Origin of the sequence: Parahoeflea alexandrii, assembly GCF_027214025.1 — a bacterium.
GTDB lineage: Bacteria > Pseudomonadota > Alphaproteobacteria > Rhizobiales > Rhizobiaceae > Hoeflea > Hoeflea alexandrii_A.
Genome location: NZ_JAPWHB010000004.1, coordinates 21,924 through 46,177 on the forward strand (window position 1 = coordinate 21,924; position 24,254 = coordinate 46,177).

At 60.5% G+C, this 24,254-nt stretch carries 19 protein-coding genes; 6 read left to right on the plus strand and 13 right to left on the minus strand.

Going from position 1 to position 24,254, the window contains the following annotated elements; genetic code table 11:
* Positions 1-5 precede the first annotated feature (5 nt).
* The 3 genes from O4H62_RS13720 to O4H62_RS13730 form a co-directional block, all read right to left on the minus strand.
* A complete protein-coding gene (locus O4H62_RS13720) occupies positions 6-1,112 on the minus strand; it encodes an endonuclease/exonuclease/phosphatase family protein (RefSeq protein ID WP_269388664.1) in 1,107 nt (368 codons plus the stop codon).
* A gap of 147 nt (positions 1,113-1,259) precedes the next feature.
* On the minus strand, positions 1,260-1,868 hold the full coding sequence (locus O4H62_RS13725; RefSeq protein WP_430538436.1) for a DUF922 domain-containing Zn-dependent protease: 609 nt from the start codon (positions 1,866-1,868) through the stop codon (positions 1,260-1,262).
* A gap of 5 nt (positions 1,869-1,873) precedes the next feature.
* On the minus strand, positions 1,874-2,077 hold the full coding sequence (locus tag O4H62_RS13730; protein WP_269388666.1) for a hypothetical protein: 204 nt from the start codon (positions 2,075-2,077) through the stop codon (positions 1,874-1,876).
* A 238-nt stretch (positions 2,078-2,315) separates the two neighbouring features.
* Here O4H62_RS13730 and O4H62_RS13735 point away from each other — a divergent pair, with 238 nt between their 5' ends.
* The 3 genes from O4H62_RS13735 to O4H62_RS13745 all read left to right on the plus strand — a co-directional run bounded on the left by O4H62_RS13735 (position 2,316) and on the right by O4H62_RS13745 (position 5,182).
* The gene (locus O4H62_RS13735) at positions 2,316-2,591 is read left to right on the plus strand and encodes a YARHG domain-containing protein (protein ID WP_269388668.1); all 276 of its coding nucleotides are present in this window, start codon (positions 2,316-2,318) and stop codon (positions 2,589-2,591) included.
* A gap of 998 nt (positions 2,592-3,589) precedes the next feature.
* Positions 3,590-4,675, plus strand: coding sequence for a ComEC/Rec2 family competence protein (locus tag O4H62_RS13740; RefSeq protein WP_269388669.1), 1,086 nt, complete (start codon positions 3,590-3,592; stop codon positions 4,673-4,675).
* Positions 4,676-5,182, plus strand: a complete 507-nt coding sequence (locus tag O4H62_RS13745) for a hypothetical protein (RefSeq protein WP_269388670.1) — start codon at positions 4,676-4,678, stop codon at positions 5,180-5,182.
* A 344-nt stretch (positions 5,183-5,526) separates the two neighbouring features.
* Here the strand turns inward: O4H62_RS13745 and O4H62_RS13750 are convergent, their stop codons facing one another.
* From O4H62_RS13750 to O4H62_RS13770, 5 genes are all read right to left on the minus strand, one after another.
* Positions 5,527-5,889 (minus strand): hypothetical protein, encoded by a 363-nt coding sequence (locus O4H62_RS13750; RefSeq protein WP_269388671.1) that lies wholly within the window; start codon positions 5,887-5,889, stop codon positions 5,527-5,529.
* A gap of 164 nt (positions 5,890-6,053) precedes the next feature.
* Positions 6,054-6,197: a hypothetical protein gene (locus O4H62_RS13755; protein ID WP_269388672.1), complete on the minus strand. Its 144-nt coding sequence runs from the start codon at positions 6,195-6,197 to the stop codon at positions 6,054-6,056.
* A gap of 656 nt (positions 6,198-6,853) precedes the next feature.
* The gene (gene uvrB / locus O4H62_RS13760; protein ID WP_269388673.1) at positions 6,854-9,811 is read right to left on the minus strand and encodes an excinuclease ABC subunit UvrB; all 2,958 of its coding nucleotides are present in this window, start codon (positions 9,809-9,811) and stop codon (positions 6,854-6,856) included.
* Positions 9,812-10,307: 496 nt separating this feature from the next.
* Positions 10,308-12,557 carry a D-Ala-D-Ala carboxypeptidase family metallohydrolase gene (locus O4H62_RS13765; RefSeq protein WP_269388674.1) on the minus strand — a complete coding sequence of 750 codons (2,250 nt, stop codon included), beginning with the start codon at positions 12,555-12,557 and terminating at the stop codon, positions 10,308-10,310.
* Positions 12,558-12,580: 23 nt separating this feature from the next.
* Positions 12,581-13,981, minus strand: a complete 1,401-nt coding sequence (locus tag O4H62_RS13770; RefSeq protein WP_269388675.1) for a hypothetical protein — start codon at positions 13,979-13,981, stop codon at positions 12,581-12,583.
* A gap of 625 nt (positions 13,982-14,606) precedes the next feature.
* Here O4H62_RS13770 and O4H62_RS13775 point away from each other — a divergent pair.
* Positions 14,607-15,539: a flagellin gene (locus O4H62_RS13775; protein ID WP_269388676.1), complete on the plus strand. Its 933-nt coding sequence runs from the start codon at positions 14,607-14,609 to the stop codon at positions 15,537-15,539.
* 36 nt (positions 15,540-15,575) lie between these two features.
* Here O4H62_RS13775 and O4H62_RS13780 read toward each other — a convergent pair whose 3' ends face one another.
* The 3 genes from O4H62_RS13780 to O4H62_RS13790 form a co-directional block, all read right to left on the minus strand.
* Positions 15,576-16,754 carry a class I SAM-dependent methyltransferase gene (locus O4H62_RS13780; protein WP_269388677.1) on the minus strand — a complete coding sequence of 393 codons (1,179 nt, stop codon included), beginning with the start codon at positions 16,752-16,754 and terminating at the stop codon, positions 15,576-15,578.
* 198 nt (positions 16,755-16,952) lie between these two features.
* Complete coding sequence (locus O4H62_RS13785) at positions 16,953-17,738, minus strand: MBL fold metallo-hydrolase (protein WP_269388678.1); 786 nt, start codon at positions 17,736-17,738, stop codon at positions 16,953-16,955.
* A 90-nt stretch (positions 17,739-17,828) separates the two neighbouring features.
* Positions 17,829-18,515, minus strand: coding sequence for a zinc metallopeptidase (locus O4H62_RS13790; protein ID WP_269388679.1), 687 nt, complete (start codon positions 18,513-18,515; stop codon positions 17,829-17,831).
* Positions 18,516-18,734: 219 nt separating this feature from the next.
* Here O4H62_RS13790 and ggt point away from each other — a divergent pair, with 219 nt between their 5' ends.
* Both ggt and O4H62_RS13800 read left to right on the plus strand, forming a co-directional pair.
* Complete coding sequence (gene ggt / locus O4H62_RS13795; protein ID WP_269388680.1) at positions 18,735-20,480, plus strand: gamma-glutamyltransferase; 1,746 nt, start codon at positions 18,735-18,737, stop codon at positions 20,478-20,480.
* A 62-nt stretch (positions 20,481-20,542) separates the two neighbouring features.
* Positions 20,543-20,896, plus strand: a complete 354-nt coding sequence (locus O4H62_RS13800; RefSeq protein ID WP_269388681.1) for a DMT family protein — start codon at positions 20,543-20,545, stop codon at positions 20,894-20,896.
* A gap of 7 nt (positions 20,897-20,903) precedes the next feature.
* On the opposite strand, the gene O4H62_RS13805 is transcribed toward O4H62_RS13800, so the two are convergent.
* Positions 20,904-23,558, minus strand: a complete 2,655-nt coding sequence (locus tag O4H62_RS13805; protein ID WP_269388683.1) for a cation-translocating P-type ATPase — start codon at positions 23,556-23,558, stop codon at positions 20,904-20,906.
* A 134-nt stretch (positions 23,559-23,692) separates the two neighbouring features.
* On the minus strand, positions 23,693-24,205 hold the full coding sequence (locus tag O4H62_RS13810) for a CreA family protein (RefSeq protein ID WP_269389460.1): 513 nt from the start codon (positions 24,203-24,205) through the stop codon (positions 23,693-23,695).
* Positions 24,206-24,254: the final 49 nt, after the last annotated feature.

A 24,254-nucleotide genomic window follows, 5' to 3' on the forward strand; every position in this document is an offset into this window, starting at 1 on the left:
CGCGCTCAGACCAGGTCGAAGGTCATCGCCACCGGGCAATGATCCGACGCCTTGGGCCGGTCCCAGCCGGTGCGGGGATAGCGGTCGACCTCCTGCCCTTCGGGAAACAGCGTCCGCCACGGTTGACCGGCGCGGATGATGTCGGGCAGCCGGTCGCGGTTCGAGCGCGTCAGCGCCGGCGAGGCCAGGAGATAATCGAGCTGGCACAGATGCCGTTCCTCCGGCCCCCGGGTGTGGTAGAGCGTCCAGCGGTCCATTTCGGGACGCCGCGCCACCACGTTTTCGGCAAAGCCGCCGACGGTCAGCACCCGGACCGCGCCGTCCTCGGCGTCCTCGGGCGTGAACCGGTAGCCGTTGCGGCGGTCGCCGGTGATCGTAAGCTTCTCGGTGTAGTCGTTGAAGTCCCCGGCAATCACATAGCGCTTGCCTCCGCCGTCGGGTCCGAAGCGCTCCGAAATGATCTTGCGCACCGCGCGCGCCTCGGCCACCCGCACCGCCATGGTGTGGGTGCGGCCGTCGACGCCGTTGCGCGGAGATCCCATCGACTTGAAATGCACCACGTAGACGGTGAGCCGTTTCGAGCCGATCTTCAGGTCGACCTCGAGGCAATCGCGCTTGAACACCTTGTCGTGCGGCTTGGCCACCTCGGCCAGCTCCGGCGTGTAGAGCCCCATCGCCTCGTAGGTCAGATGCGCGTGGCTCGCCACCGCCTCGACCTCTATCTTTGCCCCGTCGAGCGTCTGCTCGCGCGTCATCAGGGCGAGATTGATGCCGCGGCTGTCATTGCCGTCGAGCAGCACCTTGTGGCGGTAGCCGTCGCCGATCATCTTGAACAGATAGCCATATTCGAACCGGTGCAGCGTATCGAGGTTTTCCACTTCCTGCATGCACAGGATATCGGCGTCCGCCTCGGCGATCGCCAGCGCGGTCAGCTGCCTTGTGTCATCGGTGAGCGAGATGGCGCGGGCGATCTCGGCCTGGTGGTACTGCGCCTCGGAGGCAAAATCGTAAAGCTGCGCCACCCGGTCCTGCCTGAGCTCGTTGCGGAAACCGGAGAAATCGAACCGGCTCAACAGGTTCTCGGTGTTGAAGGTGGCGATGCGTACGGTCATGCGAAGTCCTGATTCTGGCCCGGAGACGGTCGCCCGAGCCTAGCAGCCCGACCCGGCACCGCAAGCCAAATCGGGCTCGTCGAGGCGCTGCCATGATCCGGCAGCCGGCATCCGGGCAATCGGCCGCCCGGACCCGGCAATGCCGGCTCAGCGGCCGGTCAGCAGCCCCAGCACCAGCTGCTGCACACCGCCGCCATCACCCATCTCGACCCGGTCGAAGGCGCGGCCGCGGGCGCGCTGCTCGTCCGACAGCCGCTTGAGATGGGTCTGCAGCTCGGCGCGGACCTTGTGGCAGCCCGGATCGGCGGGCGCGGAGAGCCCGACGCTGACTGCCTCGATCGCCTGCACCATCTCGATGATGTACTGCCCGTGCACCCGCTCATGCGCCGCCAGCCCGTCGTAAAACCGCTTCCAGCGCGACGCCACGCCGGCCGGCACCGGCCCGAGCGGCTTGGGCAGCGTGTAGGTGATGATCAGCTTCGGCACATTGCGCGCAATGACGCAGCTGCCGTCGGGGCGCTCGCGGTAATCGCGCCCCCAGGTCAGCTTGAAGGTGGTGTGGGCGATGGTGCGGCGGCTGCCCGAGATCACCGGCCCGTTCTCGCCGATCGACTTGTAGAGTTCCGGCCCGGACTGGCCGCTGACCGGATAGGTCCTGACCTGCTCGACCGCCTCCCAGGCGAGCGACGGGGTCGCCAGGGCGATGGAGCCGGCCAGAAGGGCTGCGGCGAGAAAAAGCGGTCGGATCACGTGCATGGGCCTCATTTGATCACGGTGAGATAGAGCCACCAGCCGGCAAAGGCCAGCGCGAAACCGGTCAAGCCGAAGACTGTGGCGCTGCTAAGACGGCGGCCCGGATTTCGCCAGGCCCCGAGAGCGGCGCCAATGACAAATCCCGGCGCGCAGGCGGCGAGGATCATCGCGATGATGTCCCAGGTGGAAAAGATCGAGCCGATATCGGACATGGGCTGCCTTTCGTGCTTTGCCCCATGATGGCACGCCCGCCGCAGGCCCGCCAAGAGCTCGCGGCCCGGTTAAACCGGCGCCCGATGACCGGACCGCGTAACTGGCCGGCGCCGCCGGCAAGAATCGCAAAACGATGGACGACAGACATATTCGTTGACTTGCATCAATGCGGGCCGCGGCCATGCGGATACCGATGGGGAGACGGCGGCCCTTGCCGCCAATGCAAAGGAGATTGAGATGAAACCATCCCTGATGATCGCCGCTGCCGGCCTTGTCGCCGGCCTCACCGGCCTCGTTCCCGCGGCGTCTGCCGCCAGCTGCTGGGATCTCTGGTACGAGCGCAACGCCATCTATGACCAGAACGGCTACTGCTTTTCCTCGAATCTCGGCAAGCGCACCTTCAACAATGCCGATTGCTGGACCCGGAACCCGAGCCTGAGTTCGAGCGAGCAGCGCCGCGTCGCCCGGATCCAGGCCGAGGAACGCCGCCGCGGCTGCAAGGTGAATAACTAGAGAAACACTTGCGCCCTGGATGCGCTTGCCATTCGTCATCCTCGCCCTTGAGGCGAGGATCCATCCCGTGATGCTTCAACGAATGCAGTGACGGAGAGATCACGGAATGGATCCTCGGCTCGGGGGCCGAGGATGACGACGGTGGGTTGCCGGAATTGTATCCCGCTCTGGCGTCACGACAGGCATTGGCCAGCCGCAAACGCGCCCGCGCGAAAATTTCCGCCGGGGTGTGGGAAAGATCAGTCCGGAGGGCCGCACGCGGGCAGTGCCTCTGGGGATTGTGTATGGGTGATGCAGGATCGTTGCCGGTCCCGCACCTGGGTGGCGCTGATCGCGCGCGGCCCGGAACTTGCCGGATGCTGTCCGGCATCCGACAGGCGGCGCCTTGCATGTCCCGGAGCCGGCTTATCCACCTGCCCCTCTTCAGGGCCCTCCGCCCGGGTTGCCCCGGCCGCGATCCGGACAGACCGCGGAACATGCGTCTGGCGTGGGTTCCGGCACGGACCCTGGCATGCCGTTTCCGGCCCGCCATGTCCGCCACAGGCCCGGCCCGGTGACACGCCCCTCGCCCGCCTTATCAGGCGGACGCGGAACGAACCCGGCCCGGTGGCTGGCTTTCCACCGGCGTCCTCGGGACCTGCCCTCAAGAAACACCGATGCCGCCAGCGGAACCCCGATGGCCTCCGCCTCCCAGAGCCACGCGCGCCACGTCAGCACGCCCGGCCCCGGGCATTCCCTCCCGCCTGGCTCGAAACGTTCGCGATCCATCCGGCAGCGGGAGTGCGGGGGAGTATGGCATGGGGGTGGAGGGTGTGGAAAAAGTGCGGTGGGAGATTTGTTGCCGTCCAGATTCACTTTGACGTGACGCATTTAGAGAGCGCGCTCACCTTAATTGTGGAAAATCTCAAAAACAACCATTGAGATACATCTCATCTGATAATGTATTTCCACTCAAGTGATTGGAAAATTGCAACTCATCGAATTCCGAGGAAACAACCATGGCAGACTTTCTTGAACTGGATTTTTTGCCAATTGGCAAAAAAAATAGTGGCGACGCAATAACCATAAGGTATTCCATCGACGGAATTGAAAATATTCATATCGTCGATGGCGGATATACGGATGATGGAAAGTCGGTATGCTCTCATGTAGATAAATATTACGGTAAAAACAAAACCATAAATCATTTGGTAGTGACCCATCCTGATAGAGATCACGCGGGTGGTATAAAATTTATAATTGATAATTGCGATGTCGGTGTATTATGGATGAATAGGCCATGGATATACGCATCAGAAATAATTGATAGGTTCAGTCGCTTTTCAAACGTGAATAATTTGGAGCAACGGCTTCGCGATATATACCCGTATGTACACGCCGCTGAAAAGGCAGCACAAGATAAGGGTATCGAGATAAGAGAAGCTTTCCAAGGAAGCAAAATTGGTGATTTTACTGTTCTGGCCCCATCAAAGCAAAGGCTGCTAGATTTAATTGTAGAATCCGACAAATCGCCGCAGATTGCAAAAATCCAAGAATCCGAAGAAGGTGCTTTTCTTGAAGAAGGTATTTTAGGAAAACTGCGTAAGCTCGCGAAAGCTCTGTGGGGGCAAGAGGATTTTTCCGGCGAAAAAACCGCAGCCGAAAATGAAATGAGTGTCGTTCAGTACGCGAATATTTGCGGATCAAGAGTACTTTTAACTGGCGATGCTGGTCGAGAAGCTCTCGAAGAAGCTGTAAATTATGCACCAATTGCGGGCATTGCATTTCCGGGGATTGACAAGTTTCAGATCCCCCATCACGGATCGAGGAGAAACGTCTCGACTGAGCTACTCAATGCAATACTGGGAGAGAGACTACAATCCAAACCAGAACACCCTGGAAATGCATTTACAGCTTTAGTCAGCGCTGCGAAGGAAGACCCTGACCACCCAAGAAATGCGGTGATTCGCGCAATTTGGCATAGAGGTGGACAAGCCGTTTCAACAGAAGGCATTTCCGTTCGCAGCCCTGCTGGGGACGCGCCACCGAGAGAAGGCTGGACTCCCGTTACACCGATTCCGTATCCTGACGAGCAAGAAGAATAGATGTCTGATATTCTCTCAAAAATATCATCTTACAACATTATAAACTACATGATTCCAGGCGGAATTTTTACGTATTTTTCTTCATACTTCTTTGAAGGCTTGATAAAAACGGATGAAACCTTCCTACTAATATTTTTTATGTACTTTATTGGTATGTGTATCAGCAGGATAGGTTCAATTATTTTGGAGCCTATATTTACAATAACAAATTTTGTAAAAAATGAGGATTATTCTGATTATATAAATGCCTACGAAAAAGATAAAAAAATTGCCGAACTTCTAGAAACAGCATCACTATACAGGACACTTTCATCTGGGTTTGCAATTTTTTCAATCGTATTGATCACAAAAAATTTTGCAGATGGCTCATCCATATTGAACAGCCTATCGGACAATAATATTCTAGTTTCAATCTTTTTGTTTACATTATTTTCGTTTTCCTACAGAAAGCAGAATTATTATATTTCGAAACGCATTAAACACCACTCCGCGCAGCTGGATTTTTGAATTTATATGAAGAACTTCATAATAATTTTATAATATAGATTCTTTGAAAAACCTCATATAATATTTATAGACGCCATTATAAATGACATTTCTCTCCAGTACTTCTAAAGGAGTCACTTTCGTTATTAGTCAAATGGGACTTGATCCGGCATCCGATAGGCGAGCGCCCGCGAACATGGAGACCTTTTCCAACAAACCAAGTTTGCCAAAGAGTCTCTCGCGCCTGCCGACGCAGGCGCTACTGGATCCCGGCTCAAGGCCGGGATGACGTGTGGAGGGATGCCGCGTCCCCCATTCTCTCCCCTTGCGGGGGAGATGTCGGCATTGTCCAGCCTGCCGCAGCCCTACTCCCGCCTGCCCTCGCCCAACGCCGCGGCCAGCAGGGCCCAGAAGTCGGCGCCGGTGTCGGGCAAGGTGATGGTTCCGGTGTAGGCGAAGGTGGTCTTGCTCAGGTCGAGCAGTTCGGCCGCCAGGTAGATCGTGGCGGGATCCGGCCAGGCCGGACGTACGCGCGGAGCCTTGACCGGCTGCGGTGCGGATCCGCCCGCGCTCGCGGGCCATGCGCCCGAGCCTGCGGACACCGGCGCGGCATGGGTCGCGGCCTCCTCCGGCGCCGCGGCCGGGACGGCGGACCCGGCAGGGGAAGACGGCCGGTAGGCAAACGGCCCGAAGGGCTGGACGGACAAACGGATCATCTCGGCGGACATCGCTGCGGGCTCCCTTGCGGCTGGCGGCCTGCATCAGGCTTCGGCTGAACCATGGTTCGGGCCAAACCTACCGCCCGCCGCCTTGGGCGCGGGTAAACGGAAAGCTGCGGATTTGACTAAAATGCGCGGAAAAAAGGCGATCCGGCCGGTATCGCTGATGCGCCCTACTTCTCCTGGATCGAGAGGCCGTTCTCGCCGATCTTGATCTCGACGCCGGAAGTCTGCCGGTCCTGGTAGACCATGTAGCCGAGGATGGCGGCGCCGACGACGAAGATGGCGAGGACGATGGCAAGCGTGTTGCGGGACATGGCTGTGATCCTGAAAAGGGCGGCGAACATGCGCGCGCCTGGGTGTGGGACCTTTACAACGCGGGACGGGTCGATTGGTTCCACGGGGGGGTGGCGCTGATTTCCCCGCTTGAAGCGTGGGCCAGCAGGACGGGGTGAGAGAGGCTGCCCCGGATGATGTCGGAAAGGATTGCGGGTTCGAGATCGGCTTCCCTTGATCTCCCCCCTTGCGGGGGAGATGTCACGAAGTGACAGAGGGGGGTAATCTCTCGCCTCGCGCCAGTCTCACGTTCACCCCCCTCTGTCGGCTACGCCGACATCTCCCCCGCAAGGGGGGGAGATTGGCCAGCGTTCAGCATCGCCTGCAGCCGCTGGCGGGGCAGTTCGGGTGGCGCGGGCAGCCGCGTTCCCCCTCTCCCCTGGTGGGAGAGGATACAAAATCGCTGTCTTGGACCGGCAGGGCCAGGTCGCAGATTTTGTTGGTGAGGGGGTCGGATGCGGGCGGACGGTGCAGGCCCCCTCACCTGAAAAATCCATGACTTGGCTGAAGCCAAGCCGCTGAACAGCCCTCGCGCGGCGTCGCGCTCAGGCCTTCGTTCGCTGAAATCGGATTCTCCGATTTCTGGCCTCTGGCCACCGCCCCGAAGTCTCTCCCACAAGGGAAGAGGGAAAAGCCGCTACCGTCCCGGCCGTCCGGTCTTGCCGGGGCGGCGCTTCTGGCGGGCGGCCTCGGCGGGGTCCTCGTAGGAACCGGCGCCGATCTTGCCGCGCTTGACGATCGGGTCGTCGGGTTTTTGCGGCAGCTTGCCCGGAGGCATCGGTTTCTCGGTGCGGCCGACGGTCATCTCGTCGAGATCGTTCTTGCGGAAATAGGAGCCCTCGCCACCCGCCGGTACTGCGTGGTCGCCCGACGTGCCCATCTCGTCGAGACCGGGCTTGCGGAAGTAGGACGATTCCGGGTTGCGCAGGATGTCCGGGTTGGGCTCCTTGGAGGGGCCGCGCATCGGCTTGCCGGTGGCCTCGGCCCTGCGCTTGGCGCGGGTGTTGTCGACGCCGGTGTCGCGCGCCATCGGGTCATCCATAAGGTCGAGCTCGACGGCTTTCAACCGCTTGATCTCGTCGCGCAGGCGGGCGGCGGTCTCGAAATCGAGGTCGGCGGCGGCGTCGCGCATCTGCTTTTCCAAGGCTTCCAGATGCGCCTTGAGGTTGGAGCCGACCAGCGCGCCCTCGTCGGTTTTCGCGCCCTTGCCGCCGGGTGCGGCGATGGAGGCGCGGACATGGTCGCGCTCGTAGACCGAATCGAGAATGTCGGAAATGTGCGCCTTGACCGATTCCGGCGTGATGCCGTGCGCCGTGTTGTATTCCTCCTGCTTGGCGCGGCGGCGCGAGGTCTCCTCCATCGCCCGCTCCATCGAGCCGGTGATCTTGTCGGCATAGAGGATCACCTTGCCGTCGACGTTGCGCGCGGCGCGGCCGATGGTCTGGATCAGCGAGGTCTCAGACCTGAGGAACCCTTCCTTGTCGGCGTCGAGAATGGCGACCAGCCCGCATTCGGGAATGTCGAGGCCCTCGCGCAAAAGGTTGATGCCGACAAGCACGTCGAAGGCGCCGAGCCGCAGGTCGCGGATGATCTCGATCCGCTCCAGCGTGTCGATGTCGGAATGCATGTAGCGCACCCGAACCCCCTGCTCGTGCAGGTATTCGGTCAGGTCCTCGGCCATGCGCTTGGTCAGCACCGTGCAGAGCGTCCGGTAGCCGGCCTGCGCCGTGGCGCGGATCTCTCCCAAGACATCGTCGACCTGGGCCCGCGCCGGACGCACCTCGACCGGCGGGTCGATGAGGCCCGTGGGGCGGATCACCTGCTCGGCGAAGACACCGCCGGCCTGCTCCATCTCCCAGTTTCCGGGCGTGGCCGAGACGGCGATGGTCGACGGCCGCATCGCGTCCCATTCCTCGAAGCGCAGCGGCCGGTTGTCGAGGCAGGAGGGCAGCCGGAAGCCGTATTCGGCCAGCGTCGCCTTGCGGCGGAAGTCGCCGCGATACATGCCGCCGATCTGCGGGATCGAGACATGGCTCTCGTCGATGAACAAGAGCGCATTGTCGGGGATGTATTCGAACAGCGTCGGAGGAGGTTCGCCGGGCGCGCGGCCGGTGAGGTAACGCGAATAGTTCTCGATGCCCTGGCAGACGCCGGTGGCCTCGAGCATTTCCAGATCGAAGCGGGTGCGCTGCTCGAGCCGCTGCGCTTCGAGCAGGCGGCCTGAGGCTTCCAGCTCGGCGAGCCGGTGCTTCAATTCCTCGCGGATCGATTTGGTCGCCTGGTTCAGCGTCGGCCGCGGCGTGACGTAGTGCGAGTTGGCGTAGATCTTGACGCTCTTCAGATCGCCGGTCTTCTGCCCGGTGAGCGGATCGAACTCGGCGATCGATTCGATCTCGTCGCCGAACAGCGTGATCCGCCAGGCCGCGTCCTCAAGGTGGGCCGGGAACAGCTCGATCGTGTCGCCGCGCACCCGGAACGAGCCGCGCTGGAAATCCATGTCGCGGCGCTTGTACTGCTGCGCCACCAGGTCGGCCAGCAGCTGCCGCTGGTCGATGCGGTCGCCGACCTGCATCTGGAAGGTCATGGCGGTGTAGGTTTCCACCGAGCCGATACCGTAGATGCAGGAGACCGAGGCGACGATGATGACGTCGTCGCGCTCCATCAGCGCGCGGGTGGCCGAGTGGCGCATCCGGTCGATCTGCTCGTTGATGGTCGATTCCTTCTCGATGAAGGTGTCGGTGCGCGGCACATAGGCCTCGGGCTGGTAGTAATCGTAGTAGGAGACGAAATACTCGACCGCGTTGTCCGGGAAGAAGTTCCTGAACTCGGAATAGAGCTGCGCGGCCAGCGTCTTGTTCGGCGCCAGGATGACGGCGGGGCGCTGGGTCTCCTCGATCACCTTGGCCATGGTGAAGGTCTTGCCCGAGCCGGTGACGCCGAGCAGAACCTGGTTGCGCTCGTTCTCGTTCGCTCCGGCCACGAGGTCGGCGATGGCGGTGGGCTGATCGCCGGCGGGCTTGTACTCGGTGGCCATGCGTAAGGCCACGCCGCCCTCGGATTTCTCCGGCCGCGCCGGGCGGTGCGGGGTCCAGGTCTTGCCGTTCTTGAACAGCGGGTTGCCGCTCTCGATCAGCGCCGACAACGCCTGCACGGTCGCGGTGTTGGCGCTAGTTGCGCCCGAAGCTTCCGCCTCTTCCATTGACATGTCGAGTCCGGCCACCGCGTTGAGCCCGGCTGCGGCGCGGTCGCGCGGATTGGTGCTGGACCCGATCGAGGTGCCGCGCGCGGACTTGCCCGGCTTGTCTTTCTTGGCGGCGGCCTTGCCTTTCGGCGGCAGCGCGGCGGCGGCCTCGGCACGCGGCTTTCCGGCCTTCAGCCGGTGCTTGCCTGCGGCTGAGCGGATCTCGCGGTTTTCCGCCTGCCGCCGCGCCTTCACCGCGTCACGCTCGGCCTCGCGTGCGAGGTCGGCGGCCCAGTCGGCGATCGAGCCGGACGAGGACACGGGGGCGCCCGAAAGCGGCGCCTGCGGCGCCTCAGCGAAACCGTCGAATTCGGAGCCATCGGAACGGGTGGATTTTGCAGGGGTCTTGGCCATGGCCGCAATATGGGCAGAGTCTGCGGCGAAAGAAAGAGCCCCGAGGGGCAAAACGGGAACAGGCGCGCTTGATGCTGACGCGGGATGTCAGCATCAAGCGCACCTCGGCTTCAGTGGGCTTTTCGGGAGAGAGTGGTATTGAGGAGCGCAGACGATCTCGAACCCTGGCTTCCCGGTGGTTTAGAGGGCATGGCTGCAATTCGCGCCGATTTCGATGAAATCAAAGCCGGCATGCCGGATCAGATTGATGCTACCAGGCGCCGGATATGGGCCGTGTCCGGCACGGCGGGGTGAATGATGGTGGGCTTTCCGAGCTTACCTGAGAACAGCAAGACCTTGACAAGAGTTCCCCATTCCAATGGAGGCATACAAGAAGTTGTCAATTCTCCAGCGTCAGCATGGCCCGTGTGCACCTCGCGGGCAGAATCCGATCGACATATCGAAGAGAAACGAATTGTCCCAAGTGTCAAACTTAGAAAGATCGCTCACCTAGCAGTCAGCCGAACCAATTTTTGTTATCACCGCGAGTATCGACATGCACGAAGGTTCGATACTTGCCGACGCCGCCCTTAAAGACCCCGACGTCACGCAGGCGCTTAACGGCGTTGGCCCAATCGGTAGAGTTGCCGGGATTTGGCCCGACTACCTTGAAATCAGCAGCTTTGAAGAAAAGGTGCTGGCTATTTTTTACGCCTCCTACTTTTTTATTATAGTCCGGTCCTCGATACACGCTGCAAAGCTGAATCGGCTTGCCGATTTCGGAGCGTATGCGTACCAAAACCCTCGCTAATGAAGGCACATTCTTCCAGAGTTTTCGCGGTGGGGGCATCGGATTTTCCCCCGGACCTGCATTGCCGCCGCGAACAAGGAATTCTCGCGGTTCGAAGAGGCCTTCGATCTCCGGCACACTAGCTATTAAATATGCCTCGAAATCTTGATCATACGTGGGATTGGGATCTTTATCATCGGTATGCAGGTTTTCTTCATCTTCCTCGAAAGATTGAATCCCCCAGTACTCCAGCCGGTAATTCATGCTGTTGACTTTGCCGTCACCACTGACAAACACCTTGCGTCTCGGCTGATTGTTACCTCGCTCAGATATTTTACGCCGCAGGCCAAGCTCATCACCGTTCGGCTCCAAGCCGGCTATTGAATTTTTAAGCGCATTTGGGCCATCTTTAACGGCAATATCAAAACACATCGCATGGCTGATCAATTCGCATAATTTAAGGGGCTGAACAATTCTCTGAGCTTGATCCCATAATGTCTTGCCATACTCGATCTGTATTTCCTGAACACCGGCTATCGAGCCAAAATGTTTGAACGCGGCCTCCCAATCCGATCTCACAGTGTCGCCAATCAACATATTGGCCTTTGCCCAATCCAATTGATGCGGGTTGAGTTCCTTCGTCAATATATCCCGAAGCGCAGCAGCTTTCTCACTGCCGAAAGACTCCTCAAGCCATTGTTGATTTTTCGCATCGGCCCGGAGAATAATCTCTTGAACGTGACCAAATCTGAACGTGAAACCGAGAAAACCCCAGGTTAAAATAGCAGCATCGGAATTTCCGGTTATCACGTCTGCGAAGAAATGGCCTTCGAAGGATGCAGTCAGTTGCGCACATTTTTCATACGGCGTTGGCGGTGAAACGCCTGTAAGCTTTTGCCAAACTTCATCCGTCAACTTGCCGCTTTGTTTCTCGCCATTGGCATCCTGCCAATTGTTCAAAGCTTTCTTAGTATCGGGGCCAAAAACGGTGTCCATTTTTAGTGGCGGACTGCCGGCCGCTGCCAATGCCTCCTGAAGTTTCGCGACGAGAAATCCGCGTACGTTTGCCACCGGTGCACCACCGTGGGCCATTACCACGATGCCTTCATCGAGATTGAGATCTGCATCGCTAGAAGGCAACAGATCAGGATCGATTTCCTCCATTAGGATACGGGTGGCATCGAGAGCCGCATTAAGGCGATTGCCAATGATTTGCAGTGTTTCGTCAGTCGTACAGGGATTCGCAGGATCACCATTGGTCAGAACATCCTGATAAAGAGCGAGAGTTTTATTTCTTTTCGTCTCGGCGTCTTCCTGACCTTCGATCGATGAATCAATAGACTGAACGATCGAAAGTTGCCGATCGCTTTCCAATGCAATTTTTACCGCCGGAACACCGATATAAATGGCAAGTAACAGTTCGGTTGCCTTGGGTGCCGCCCCTGCATTTGCGACTTTGAATGCCTCGACGGTTCGCCGAATGATCAATGCTGCGATATCGCATTGATACTCGTGTTCATATATCCTGGATTTTTCGAAATCGATACCGAACTCCTCTACATTGCGATGGGCATCCCAAATCTCCGGAGTGAACTGATAGGGACCTATCCGTTCGATGCCGGCAATTTCCCTAACAAGGTTTTTGATTTCTGATTCAAAGAAAGCCCATGCCAGCAAAAAGTGCAAATTGGCCAACATGCTGGAAGCAGCATATAGGGCATTCTCCGCGAAAATTGCACTATCGATTTCAGGATCTACAACGCGCTTGAAATCATGATCGACAAAATCAGATGGTATCCATCCGGTGGGAGCGGGATCTCGGGCTTCGAGAAACACAATCTCAGACCACTTGACGTCGCCAACCTGTTCGATTTTTCCGGTTTCCTCGATCAGGTCATTAACGTTTACAAATATGTCCGTCGGACCGATGTTCGGTTTAGAAAAAAGTGCGATCAATGACTTCACTGATTGAGGCATAAGAAACTCCTAACATGGGAATTCTAGATGCACGGAGCCTCCGGCAAGACCGGAATGGCAGCCAATTTGGTTATGATGTCTGCAGTCAATCTATTTCCGTCCGACAAGCCAAGCTCTTTAGAGACGAGTCCTATAGCCGTTCTTGTTTCCTTGTTGAAATTCCGATCCTTCAACTTGGTAACATCCAGCTTCTCAAACTGATTTTTTACGTCTTCTTTCGAGCTTTTGCGCAAAACGCCGCACATCTTCGACTTAAAGCTCTTCGCCTTACCCTCCACTGAAAAATATCCTGCTTCAAATGCACTAATATGATTGCTTTTCCCGCAGACACCAAACAGATCAGAAGCTCTTTTGTACATCTTGAACTCTGCGTCAGAGTTTATTTTGCTATCTGGTTCGGTCTTATTTTGATCACCTAGGTATAATCCCGTTTCAAACTCAAGCATCCGATCACGCATTGGCGTTATGCTGAAATTCCCATCGTTCAAGTTGGTGCGCTCCATGCAAAGCATATCTTGTATCTCCCGACCGGTCGCAAGCCGTATCTTATCCTCTACAGTACCGGGCGCGAAACCTTTGACAAACTCAACGTTTTTATCCGTATCGTCGCGATCACTTGTATCGACCTTTGATTCTGAGTTCTTGAGTTGACTGATGCCAACCATCGCCTCAATCAGCGAATTACCTGCGTTGCCGTTGTTGCGTTGCACGGTGGTCAGAACGGCATTGGCCTCCATCTCAATAGTGAACGGCATGCAGACACGCAGGTAGGCACGAAGCGCGCTCAGTGCCTGCGGTTTGCTCGTGAACGTGATTTCGGCAATCTCTTTTTTCAGCGTGTTCTGGCGGCCATAGACAAGTGATTTCACCGTGGTTTGATCGAGCGCTTGCAGCAAACCATCCCGCGCATTGAGGAACGTGCTCTCAGCGAAGTCAAAAGTTGCAGCCACAATGCTGATCGCTCGACTGCCAGGCACTACTATTTCCAGGATTCCGCGTGTCAACGACCGGGAATCATTGATCTGTTCAAGAATTGGCCCCCGCGTCTTGTCACGATAGTAAAGCGATTCCAAGAATGCGTCGCAGCGACGGTCGATATCATAAACACCCATGTCAACGAATGACTTCCATTCATTCGATTTGAATTTTCCAAAGTCACACACGTGCTTGGTAAACGACCCTGGTTCTGTCATCGGAAGCGAAGCTTGATAGCAAAGGTGCGACGAGTATAACTCCAAATAGCGAGTGTTCTTCGTCGTCGACGAATCATGAAGATCAGATCCAACAGCGTTTGCATATTCTCGCATGACCGGCTTTGTGCACCCCGCAACCAGTGCCAAGGTCGACATCAGGCAGAACAGGCGGGCCAGATATCCGCTCCGGCCCGCAGCACGCCCGAAAATGCCAAAAACCGAACTCTTCACACCGGAAAACCTCAATATTGCGACTGAGTGAGCCAACAATTAGGGGCAATATCCGCAAAAGAGTCAAATCAAAATGCCCAAAACATCTTGATTCCTGTGCATGAATATGAACAACGCGATCCCTTCCAACCAAGATTCATCGTAATTTATTGTTATCATTATTGTTATCAAATTTTGGCATCTTCATAAATGAACATTTGTTAAATTACCTCATTCCGCACCGAACCCATAAGATTTAAGGGATTCGGACCAACAAAGAATTCATCGGAAATTAAAGGAAAAACTACATCGAAATCTGAAGATTAGATTTTTCCCATGCCGAGCCAGGCTTCCGCACAGGTGCCGATCAAATATGGACTGGCGATTGTTGCTGGCGGAACATGCGCCGCGGCCGGTTCCCGGTCGGCATGCGCGGATCCGGGTTTGCGAGCGGCGCGGCAGGGCGCTACGCAGTGGCCGGTCAAGATCCGACGAAACCCGGTGGAACTCGTTAAATCCGGGCGCAGCAGAGCCCGGACATCCGCGCGCGCTGCAACAGCTAAGAGTTCCTTAACGAATGCGTAACTACAATCTCAGGTAGATATTTTAATGCCGAGACTTTTTCGATCACCGGAACGCCCGCCTGATGACCAGCATCCACACCAACCGGTCAGCCATCACCGCGCTCGCCACGCTGAGGCTGATCGATGCCCAGATGGAAACCACGATGAAGCGCATCTCGACCGGGTTGCGGGTCAACGATGCATCGGACAACGCCGCCTACTGGTCGATCGCCACCACCTTGCGCTCCAGCATCAAGGCCCATAGCGCCGTGGTCGATACGCTCGGCCTGTCGCGCGCCATGACGGACATCGCCTCGACCGGAATGAGCCAGGCGGTCGACATCATGGCCGAAATCAAGGCCAAGCTGGTGCTTGCAAGCGAACCCGGGGTGGACAAGACCAAGATCAACAAGGAACTCGAAGAGCTGAAGGCTCAACTGGGCAGTGTGGCGCAAAGCTCGTCCTTCAATGGCCAGAACTGGCTTTATGGCTCGCCTCAGACCGTCAGCATGCCGGCTTCGATCAAGGATTACGGTGGCTTCACCAGCGTCGGCTATATCGAGATCGACACCAGCCAGACGACGTTGATCGACCCTGGCACCAACAGCAACGGCTTGCTGACGAAGGACCGCAATGTCACCACCGCCGGCGGCGTTGCGGAAATCTTCTATCTGCTCGGGTCGGGAACGGCGGGAGCGGCAAAAGCGATCACGCTCAGCGCCAGCACCACGGCCGACGAGTTGAGTGGCATGGTTCAGGCCATCGACGAGATGGAACAGGATCTGATCGACGCCAACGCCCTGCTCGGCGTCAAGGCAAGGGGGATCGAGCGGCAGGAAGCCTTTACCAGGACGTTGATCGAGGTCTCGAAGAAAGCCCTCGGACGGCTGGTGGACGCCGACATGGCCGAGGAATCCACCCGGCTGAAAGCCCTGCAGGTGCAAAAACAGCTGGCGCTCCAGTCGCTGTCGATCGCCAACTCCCAGGCCGACATGATCCTGCAGCTGTTCAGATAGCGCAACGGACCATGAGCCCGGCAGCAAAGCTGAAAGTCACCCTCCGAGCAGCCCTTCCAGATAATGCTCGCCGATCCCGAACATCGTCTTGATCTCTGAAATCTGCCGAAGCACGGTGTCGCGGTCGCGACCGGCACGATCGTCCTTTTCGGCGACGATCAGGTTGTTTTTCGGTGTGTGCGCGTCAGAGACGAATTCGAACACGCGGCTGCGGTAGCCGTTGAGTTCAAGCAGCAGCGCGCGCAGCGTGTCGGTGACCATCTCGGCCTGGCGCTCGACAAAGATGCCATGGCGCAACAGCGGCTCCAGGATCTCGTCGGGCTTGCCCGCCGCCATCTGCCGGCGGATCTGCTTGTGGCAGCACGGCGCCACGGCGATCAGCGCGGCCCCGGCGGCAATGCCCTTGAAGATCGCGTCGTCGGTGGCCGTGTCACAGGCATGCAGCGCAATCACCGCATCGGCGCCCGACGCGTCGAACGCCATGATCGTGCCGGCCTCAAAGCTCAGGCCATCAAAGCCCGAGGCCCTGGCCGTGGCGTTGCCGTCCTCGACCAGTTGCGGGCGCAGCTCGACGCCAACGATGCGCACCGGACGCTTCACCACCGTGGCGAGATAGTCATAGAGCGCGAAATCGAGATAGCCCTTGCCCGCGCCCATGTCGACGATCAGCGGGGGCTCGGCATGAAGCGCGGCCACCAGCGGCGCGAAGATCTCCACCATCTTGTTGATCTGGCGGAACTTGTCCTGCGCATCATTGCGGATCTGGCCGTTCTTGCCGGCGAGCCCGAGTGCCTGCAGCCAGGGCTTGCCCGTTTCCGTCAGCGGCCGGTTCTTGGCCCGGTTGTGATCGGTCGACGGCGCTTCGCGGCCCGCCACCTCAGTGCGCTTGAGCCGCATCTTGGCGCCATTGCGCTCGAACATCATGTCGAACTCGGTGGTCGCCAGCTGCGCGCTGCGGAACTCGGTGGCGAGCCCGTTGCGCAGCAATGCCAGTGCCTCGTCTTCGGCGTAATTCTTGATCGTGTCGCGGGTCTTGTACTTGTAGGTAAACGAGTATCTCTCGCCGGCCTTGACCGTGATCTTCTTGATCTCGACCGCCTTGAGCTCAGGCTCGGCACCGTGATAACCGCCCAGCTTGAGACGGATCAGCGCTCCGTTCGCGAAAGCGATTTGTGTGGCGTCGAGCAGTTCTGAGATGCGGTCGGGCGGAGTCACGGGCGGTCCTTCGGGGGCAGTTGCATGCTTTCCGAAAATTCGGCTTGCAATGGCCCTTCTACCTGTCCGGCAGAAAGAAGCAAATCAGCAGTTCGGTTTTCGGCCAGCCGGAATGTCGCTGCCCTTCGACGCAAACCGGGTCCACGCTGGAAGCATGGACCCGGCAGGATGGGACGGATTGCAGAAGCGCCTGAAACCTCAGCCCAGCGCGCCGTTGTACCAGTCGTGCAGCTTGACCTCGGTCGAACTTCCGGCCTCGCTCAGCATCCTGGCAAATACTTCCGGATCCTGGGTGCCGCCGTCGCGGCCGCGGTAGTGATAGGGGATGGCCATCGCCGGGGCGAATTCGGCCACCGCATTGGCGGCCTGTTCGGCATCCATCGTGAACGGCAGGTTCATGCAGACGAAAGCAAGATCGATGTTTTCGAGCGCCCGCATCTCGGGCGTACCCTCGGTGTCGCCGGAGATGTAGATGCGGCTGCCGTCGATGGTCAGCACGAAGCCGAGATCGCCGCGGGCCTTGGGGTGGAAGTCCTGCCTGTCGGCGGAAGTGTTGTAGGACGCGATGGCGGCGATGGCGATGCCCATCATCTCGGTGCTGCCGCCCGGGGCGATCACGTCGGTGCGGCCCTGCAGATCCTCGGGCATCATGCCTTTCACGTCCGCGTTGGTCAGGATCGGCGCCTCAGCAAGTGCGGCCAGAAGATCGGCATTGTAGTGGTCGCCATGGCGGTGGGTGATCAGGATCAGGTCCGGCTTGGGCAGCGCCTCGTACAGCCCGGCGTCGCCGACCGGATCGACATAGATGGTTCCCGCCGGGCTCTCCATGACAAAGGAGGCGTGTTCCACCGGATGGATGACGATCTTGCCGTCCATCAGGTTGAAGCTGGCTGCATGCGCGGCCGCAAGGCCGAGCGACGGCAACAGCGTGATGGTTCCGACAGCGGCGGCGCCGCCAACGATAAAGCTGCGTCTGGTGGTCATGGCAATCTCCTTCGGCATCGTTTTGGTTGGTGGTCTTGAAGTGTACTGGTTACGCCAAATGCGGCAGCGCAGCGGAAATTCAAGAGGACTTCACCGCAAAACCCGAAACCACCGCGCCAGGTTGAGCAGGCTCATCAGCGCGCTCGCGACATAGGTCAGTGCCGCAGCCTTGAGCACGCTGCGCGCGCCCTTGAGGTCCTCGTCGCCGAGATAGCCGCCCTCGCGCAGGATCGGCAGCGCCTTGTTGAAGCTCGCGTCATATTCCACCGGCAGGGTGACCAGATGCACCAGCACCCGCACGGCCAGCAGCCCGATGCCGATCACCGCCATGCCAAGCATTGCCGCCGGCGTGCGCAGCAGCACGGCCAGCACAGGTGCTGCGATGAAGAACACCGAGGCGATCCGGTCGGTCATCATGGCGAGGCCGACAAGCTTCTGCCTGAGCGCCAGCCCGCGTTCGCCGCGATGATGCTGCAGCGCATGACCGACCTCGTGCGCCGCCACCGCCACGGCCGTGAGGCTCGCGCCCCGGTAATTGGCCTGCGACAGCCGCACCATCCGGTTTTCCGGATCGTAATGATCGCCCTTGTCGGTCATCTCGACGCCGACGCCCGCAAGGTCGAAGCGCTCGACCAGGTGCTCGGCCATCTCGCCACCGGTGCCGGGAAAATCCGGCCGCTCAGCGCTGTGGCGGCGCAAGGTGTGGCCGACCCAGAACTGCGGGGCGTAGACAAGGCCCAGCACCAGGAGAAAGGCGATAATTCCGAGAAATGCCATGTCAGTCCCTGTCCAGACGGAAAATTTTCATACCCGTTAGATAGGTGCCGCGCCCTGCCGATAAAGGGCCGCACCGGCACACGAGGTCGACTGGCCGGATGACGAGATTGACCGGCGGCTTGACGAACCGGCCGATGTGGCCTGTTGTAGGCCTTTGCCAGGCATGGCCTGCCCCGTCCCGGTCCCTGATGCGGGACCATCCGGAAAGGAAGCGATCCGATGACACGCCCGATGCTCCGCCCGCTTACCACCCTCGCCACCGCCGCGCTGATCGCGCTCGCCCCCCTTGCCGCATCCGCCCAGGAGGCGGCGATCTATTCCAGCATGGACGCGGTGCATCCGTTCTGGGCGAAAAGCGCCATGGTCTCGGTGCAGGAGGCGGTGGCCGCGCAAGTCGGTCTGCAGGTGCTGAAAGACGGCGGCAACGCGGTCGACGCGGGCGTTGCCGTGGCGCTGGCGCTGGCCGTCACCCTGCCGCGCGCCGGAAACCTGGGCGGCGGCGGCTTCATGCTGGTGCATGACGCCAAATCCGGCGAGACGAAAGCCATCGACTACCGCGAGATGGCACCTGCGAGCGCCACCCGCGACATGTATCTCGACGCGGACGGCAATGCCGACAGCAATCTGTCGCGCTTTTCCGGCCTCGCCGTCGGCGTGCCCGGCACCGTGGCCGGCATGCAGCTGGCGCTAGAGACCTATGGCACCCTGACGCTGGCCCAGGCCGCAGAACCGGCGATCCGGCTGGCCGAGGACGGCATCACGGTCACCGCCGACCTCGCCGACAGTCTCAAGGCGCTGGAAAAGCGGTTGAAGGCCTGGCCGGCCTCGGCGGCGATCTTCTACAAGCAGGACGGCAGTTTCTATGAGCCGGGCGATGTGCTCAAGCAGCCCGACCTGGCCGCCACGCTCAAGAAGATCGCGGCTGAAGGCCCGGACGGGTTCTACAAGGGCGAAGTGGCCGAGGCGATCTCCGCGTCGGTCAAGGACGCCGGCGGGGCGATGAGTCTCGAGGACCTCGCCAGCTACAAGGCAGTGATCCGCGAGCCGGTCAGGGGCAGCTATCGCGGCTATGACATCGTCTCGATGCCGCCGCCGAGCTCCGGCGGCACCCATATCATCCAGATCCTCAATGTGATGGAAGGCTACCCGATCGGCTTTCTCGGCCACAATTCGTCCGACACCATCCATTTGATGGCGGAAGCGATGAAGCGCGCCTATGCCGACCGCTCGGAATATCTCGGCGACCCGGATTTCACCGATGTGCCGGTCAAGGCCCTGACCTCCAAGGCCTATGCGGCAAAAATCCGCGAGGGCATCAGTCTGAACCGCGCCACGCCCTCGGCCGAGATCAAGCCGGGCAAGCTGGCGCCCTACGAGAGCGACCAGACCACGCATTTCTCGATCGTCGACAAGGACGGCAACGCGGTGTCGAACACCTACACGCTGAACTTCTCCTATGGCTCGGGCATGACTGCAGCCGGCACCGGCGTGCTGCTCAACAACGAGATGGATGATTTTTCCGCGAAGCCGGGCGTGCCCAATGCCTATGGCCTGATCGGCGGCGACGCCAATGCGGTCGAGCCGCGCAAGCGGCCGCTGTCGTCGATGAGCCCGACCATCGTGCTGAAGGACGGCAAGCCCTATCTCGTCACCGGCAGCCCCGGCGGCTCGCGCATCATCACCACCACGCTGCAGGTGATCTCCAACATGATCGACCACGGCATGAATGTCGCCGAAGCCACCAACGCCTCACGCATTCACCACCAGTGGCTGCCCGACGAAATCCGCGTCGAAGACGGCGGCCTGTCGCGCGACACGGTGGCAGCACTCGAAGCCAAGGGCCACACCATCGCCGTCAAGAGCGTGATGGGCTCGACCCAGTCGATCCATGTCGATGCGGACAAGGGCCTGCTGCTCGGCGCCTCGGACCCCCGCCGGACGGGCTCGGCGACGGTGGGGTATTGACGCAGGGCCACGAATATCAGCAGTGATTTCCGGATTGCATTTCGCTTCCGGAAATTCCCGCCATGACGCTTTCGCCGTTCGCCATCAAATGGCTGCCAGTGCTGCTGCTGGCCATGTCCAACATCTTCATGACATTTGCCTGGTATGGTCACCTGAAGTTCAAGTCGTCGCCGCTGATGATCGTCATTGCGGTGTCCTGGGGCATCGCCTTCTTCGAATATTGCCTCGCCGTGCCCGCCAACCGCATCGGCCATGCGGTCTGGTCGGCGGCGGAACTCAAGACCATGCAGGAAGTGATCACGCTGATCGTCTTCGCCGGTTTCTCGGTCGTGGTGCTGAAGGAGCCGCTCGGCTGGAACCATCTGGGCGGCTTCGCCCTGATCGCGGCGGGTGCGGCGCTGGTGTTTCGAGGCTGACCGCCCCTCACCGGTTTCCGGTTCGCGTCAGCCCGAGCCAGGCCTGGCCGAGCAGCAGCGGCGCCAGGCTTGCCGCGAGCGACAGCGCCAGCCCTGTCGCTCCGGGGTGCGGCAGGCCGAGAAGGCCCGCGAGCGACGGCAGCCAGACCGCCAGACCGATCAGCCCGAGGCACAGCGCCAGCGCCCCCCAGACGTAAGGGTTGCGCGTCACCTCGTTGTCGAACAGCCCGGCATCGGCATCGCGGACATTGAACACGTTCCACAATTGCGCCAGCGCCAGCGTCAGGAACGCCACGGTGACGGCGGCGCCGGCATCAAGCCGCAGCCAGAACAGCGCCAGCAGGAAAGCGGCGAGCGTGGCCAGCGTGATTGCCCCGCCCAGGATCCCGATGAGCCACCAGCGCGGCCGGTCGACGATCTGCTCCCTCGGGTCGCGCGGCGGCCGTGCCATCACATGCGCATCGCCTCGCCCCAGCCCCAGCGCGAAGGCGGGGAAGACATCGGTGACGAGGTTCAAAAACAGGATCTGCAGCGGCAAGAGCGGCGCCGGCAGGCCGGCGCCGACGGCAATGCCGACGACCAGCACCTCGCTGACATTGCACGACATCAGATAGACCACGAACTTGCGGATATTGTCGAAGATCACCCTGCCCTGCCGCATGGCGGCGATGATGGTGGCAAACTTGTCGTCGCGCAGCACCATGTGGGCCGCGTCCTGGGCGACCTGGGTGCCACGCCGCCCCATGGCGATGCCGATATCGGCCTTTTTCAGCGCCGGCGCGTCGTTGACGCCATCGCCGGTCATGGCAACGACCTCACCGGCCTTCTGATAGATCGAGACAAGCGCCAGCTTGGTCTCGGGCGCCACGCGGGCAAACACGTCGGCCGACAGGATGCGGGCGCGCATCTCCTCGCAGATCCGCTCCGGGTCGATGCCGGCAAGCTCGCTGCCTTCGATGACGCTGAGCTCGCCGTCGCCCAGAACGGCCTGCCGCGCGATGGTTGCGGCGGTGACGGCGTGATCGCCGGTCATCATCACCACCCTGACGCCGGCAGCCCGGCTCGCCGCGATCGCGGCGGGCACGTCGTCGCGAACCGGATCGAGCAGGCAGACGAGCCCGACCAGCGTCAGCCCGGCATAGGGATCGGCGGCGTCACGGCCGTCCCGTTTCATCGCCAGCCCGAGCAGCCGCAGCCCTTCGCCCGCGGCCTCCGCGCTGCGCTCTCTCCAGTCCTGCCTCGTTGCATCGTCAAGCGGTCGCGGCCCCTCGGACCCGAGAACCTGGTCGGCGCTGTCGAGGATGGCCTCGGGCGCGCCCTTGACGGCGACAACAAAACCCTCGCCATCGCCGTGGACGGTCGCCATCATCTTGGCGGCGGGGTCGAAGGCATGTTCGCGGATCTCCGGAAAATCGCTTGCCAGCTGCTCGCGGCCGATCCCGTTCTCCGCCGCCACCGACAGCAGGGCGAGCTCCATCGGATCGCCGGCGCGGCCATCCGCCTTGCCATCCCCCAGTTCGGCGCCGTTGCACAGGGCACCGATCCTCAGCGCCCAGCCCAGCGGCTCGTCAGAGCCAGGTTCGAGACGGTCGCCGTTCAGCTCCACATCGCCGCCGTCGAGCAGGTAGCGCACCGCCGTCATCCGGTTTTCGGTCAGCGTTCCGGTCTTGTCGGTGAGGATGATCGTGGTCGCGCCCAGCGTCTCGACCGAGGACAGCCTGGTGATCACCGCGTTGCGCCGGGCCATCCGCCACATGCCGCGCGCCAGGCTGAGCGTCGCCACCACCGGCAGCCCTTCCGGCACGGCGGCCACCGCCAGCGCCACGCCTGTCTGGATCATCGCAATCACGTCATGGCCGCGCAGGATGCCCGCACAGATGGTCAGCGCCGCGAGCCCGAAGGTCAGCCAGACCAGCCGGTGGCCGAGCCGGTCGAGCCGCTTTTCCAGAGGCGCAGCCTCGCTGTCGGCGGCCTGCGTCAGCGCGCTGATGCGGCCGATCTCGGTGGCCATGCCGGTGGCGACGACCAGCCCCTCGCCCGTACCTTGCGTGATCGCCGTGCCCTTGAACGCCATGCCTGTGCGGTCGCCCGGCACCGCACCGGCACCGACCGCACCGGTGGATTTGCTCACGGCGAGCGATTCGCCGGTCAGCACCGACTCGTCGGCCTGCAGGTTCGAGGCCTGGCTGATCCTCAGATCGGCGGTGATGATGTCGCCGGCTTCGAGGATGACGACGTCGCCGGGCACCAGCTCGTGCGCGTCGATCATCCGCTCCCGCCCGGCCCGGCGGACGCGGGTTTTCACCTCGGCCATGCGGATCAGGGCTTCCATCGACCGCGCCGCCCGGACCTCGGTGGTAAAACCGATCGCCCCGTTGATCATCAGCACGACGAGAATTGCTGCGCCTTCGGCGATATCGTCCATCGCAAACGACAGCGCCGCCGCCGCGCCCAGCAACCAGACGATGATGCTGTTGAACTGGTGGACCAGGATCGCCAGTGCGCTCTTCGGTTTCTGGCGCAGCAGTTCGTTGGCCCCGTAGGCCCTGCGCCGCGCAGGCACCTCGGCCCCGTCGAGGCCCGCGGCGGGGTCGGTCTCAAGCCAGGCTGCAACATCATCGACTGGAAGCGCATGCGGGTTTTCAGGCCTGCCTTGTGTCACGTCGATGTCAGCCTTTGAAACGGAATTGGTTCACTTACCGGTTGCGGAAAGCACAGCGATGGACAGACAGAACCATAAAAACCGTCACCCCAGCATGACCGAGATCAAACTCAGGCAAACCGAAGGCGGCAGCCTCACGGCTTGCCGTTCTCCCAGGTCACGTCCTGACCGTAGAGCGGCACGGTGGAGATGGCCATCTTGGCAGAGCCGTCCTGCACCTGCTGCGAGTTGACGAGGTAGATCAGCGTGTCGTTCTTCTTGTCATAGATCCGGTGCACGACCAGTGATTTCCAGATCAGAGAACGCGATTCCTTGAACACGACATCGCCGTCCTCGTCGAGATCGATGTCACCGACGGTGATGGGGCCGGTCTGGCGGCAGGCGATGGAAGCGTTGGACGGATCCTCGAACCAATTGCCCTTCTGCAGCCGGTCGATGACACCGCGGTCGAAATAGGCGACGTGGCAGGTCACGCCCTTGACCTGGGGATCGGTGACCGCATCGATCAGGATGTCGTTGCCGAGCCAGTCGACGCCGACTTCGCCAACCTGTTCGGCCAGCGCCGGTGTGGCAATGAAGGGTGCGGCGAGAGCGGCTACGGCAACAAGGCTTGCGGAAATGGTCGACCGAATGTCTTTGCGTGTGATCACGATATATCTCCTTGTTCCCTGAACGCGCCGGAGAGTGGGAAGTTCC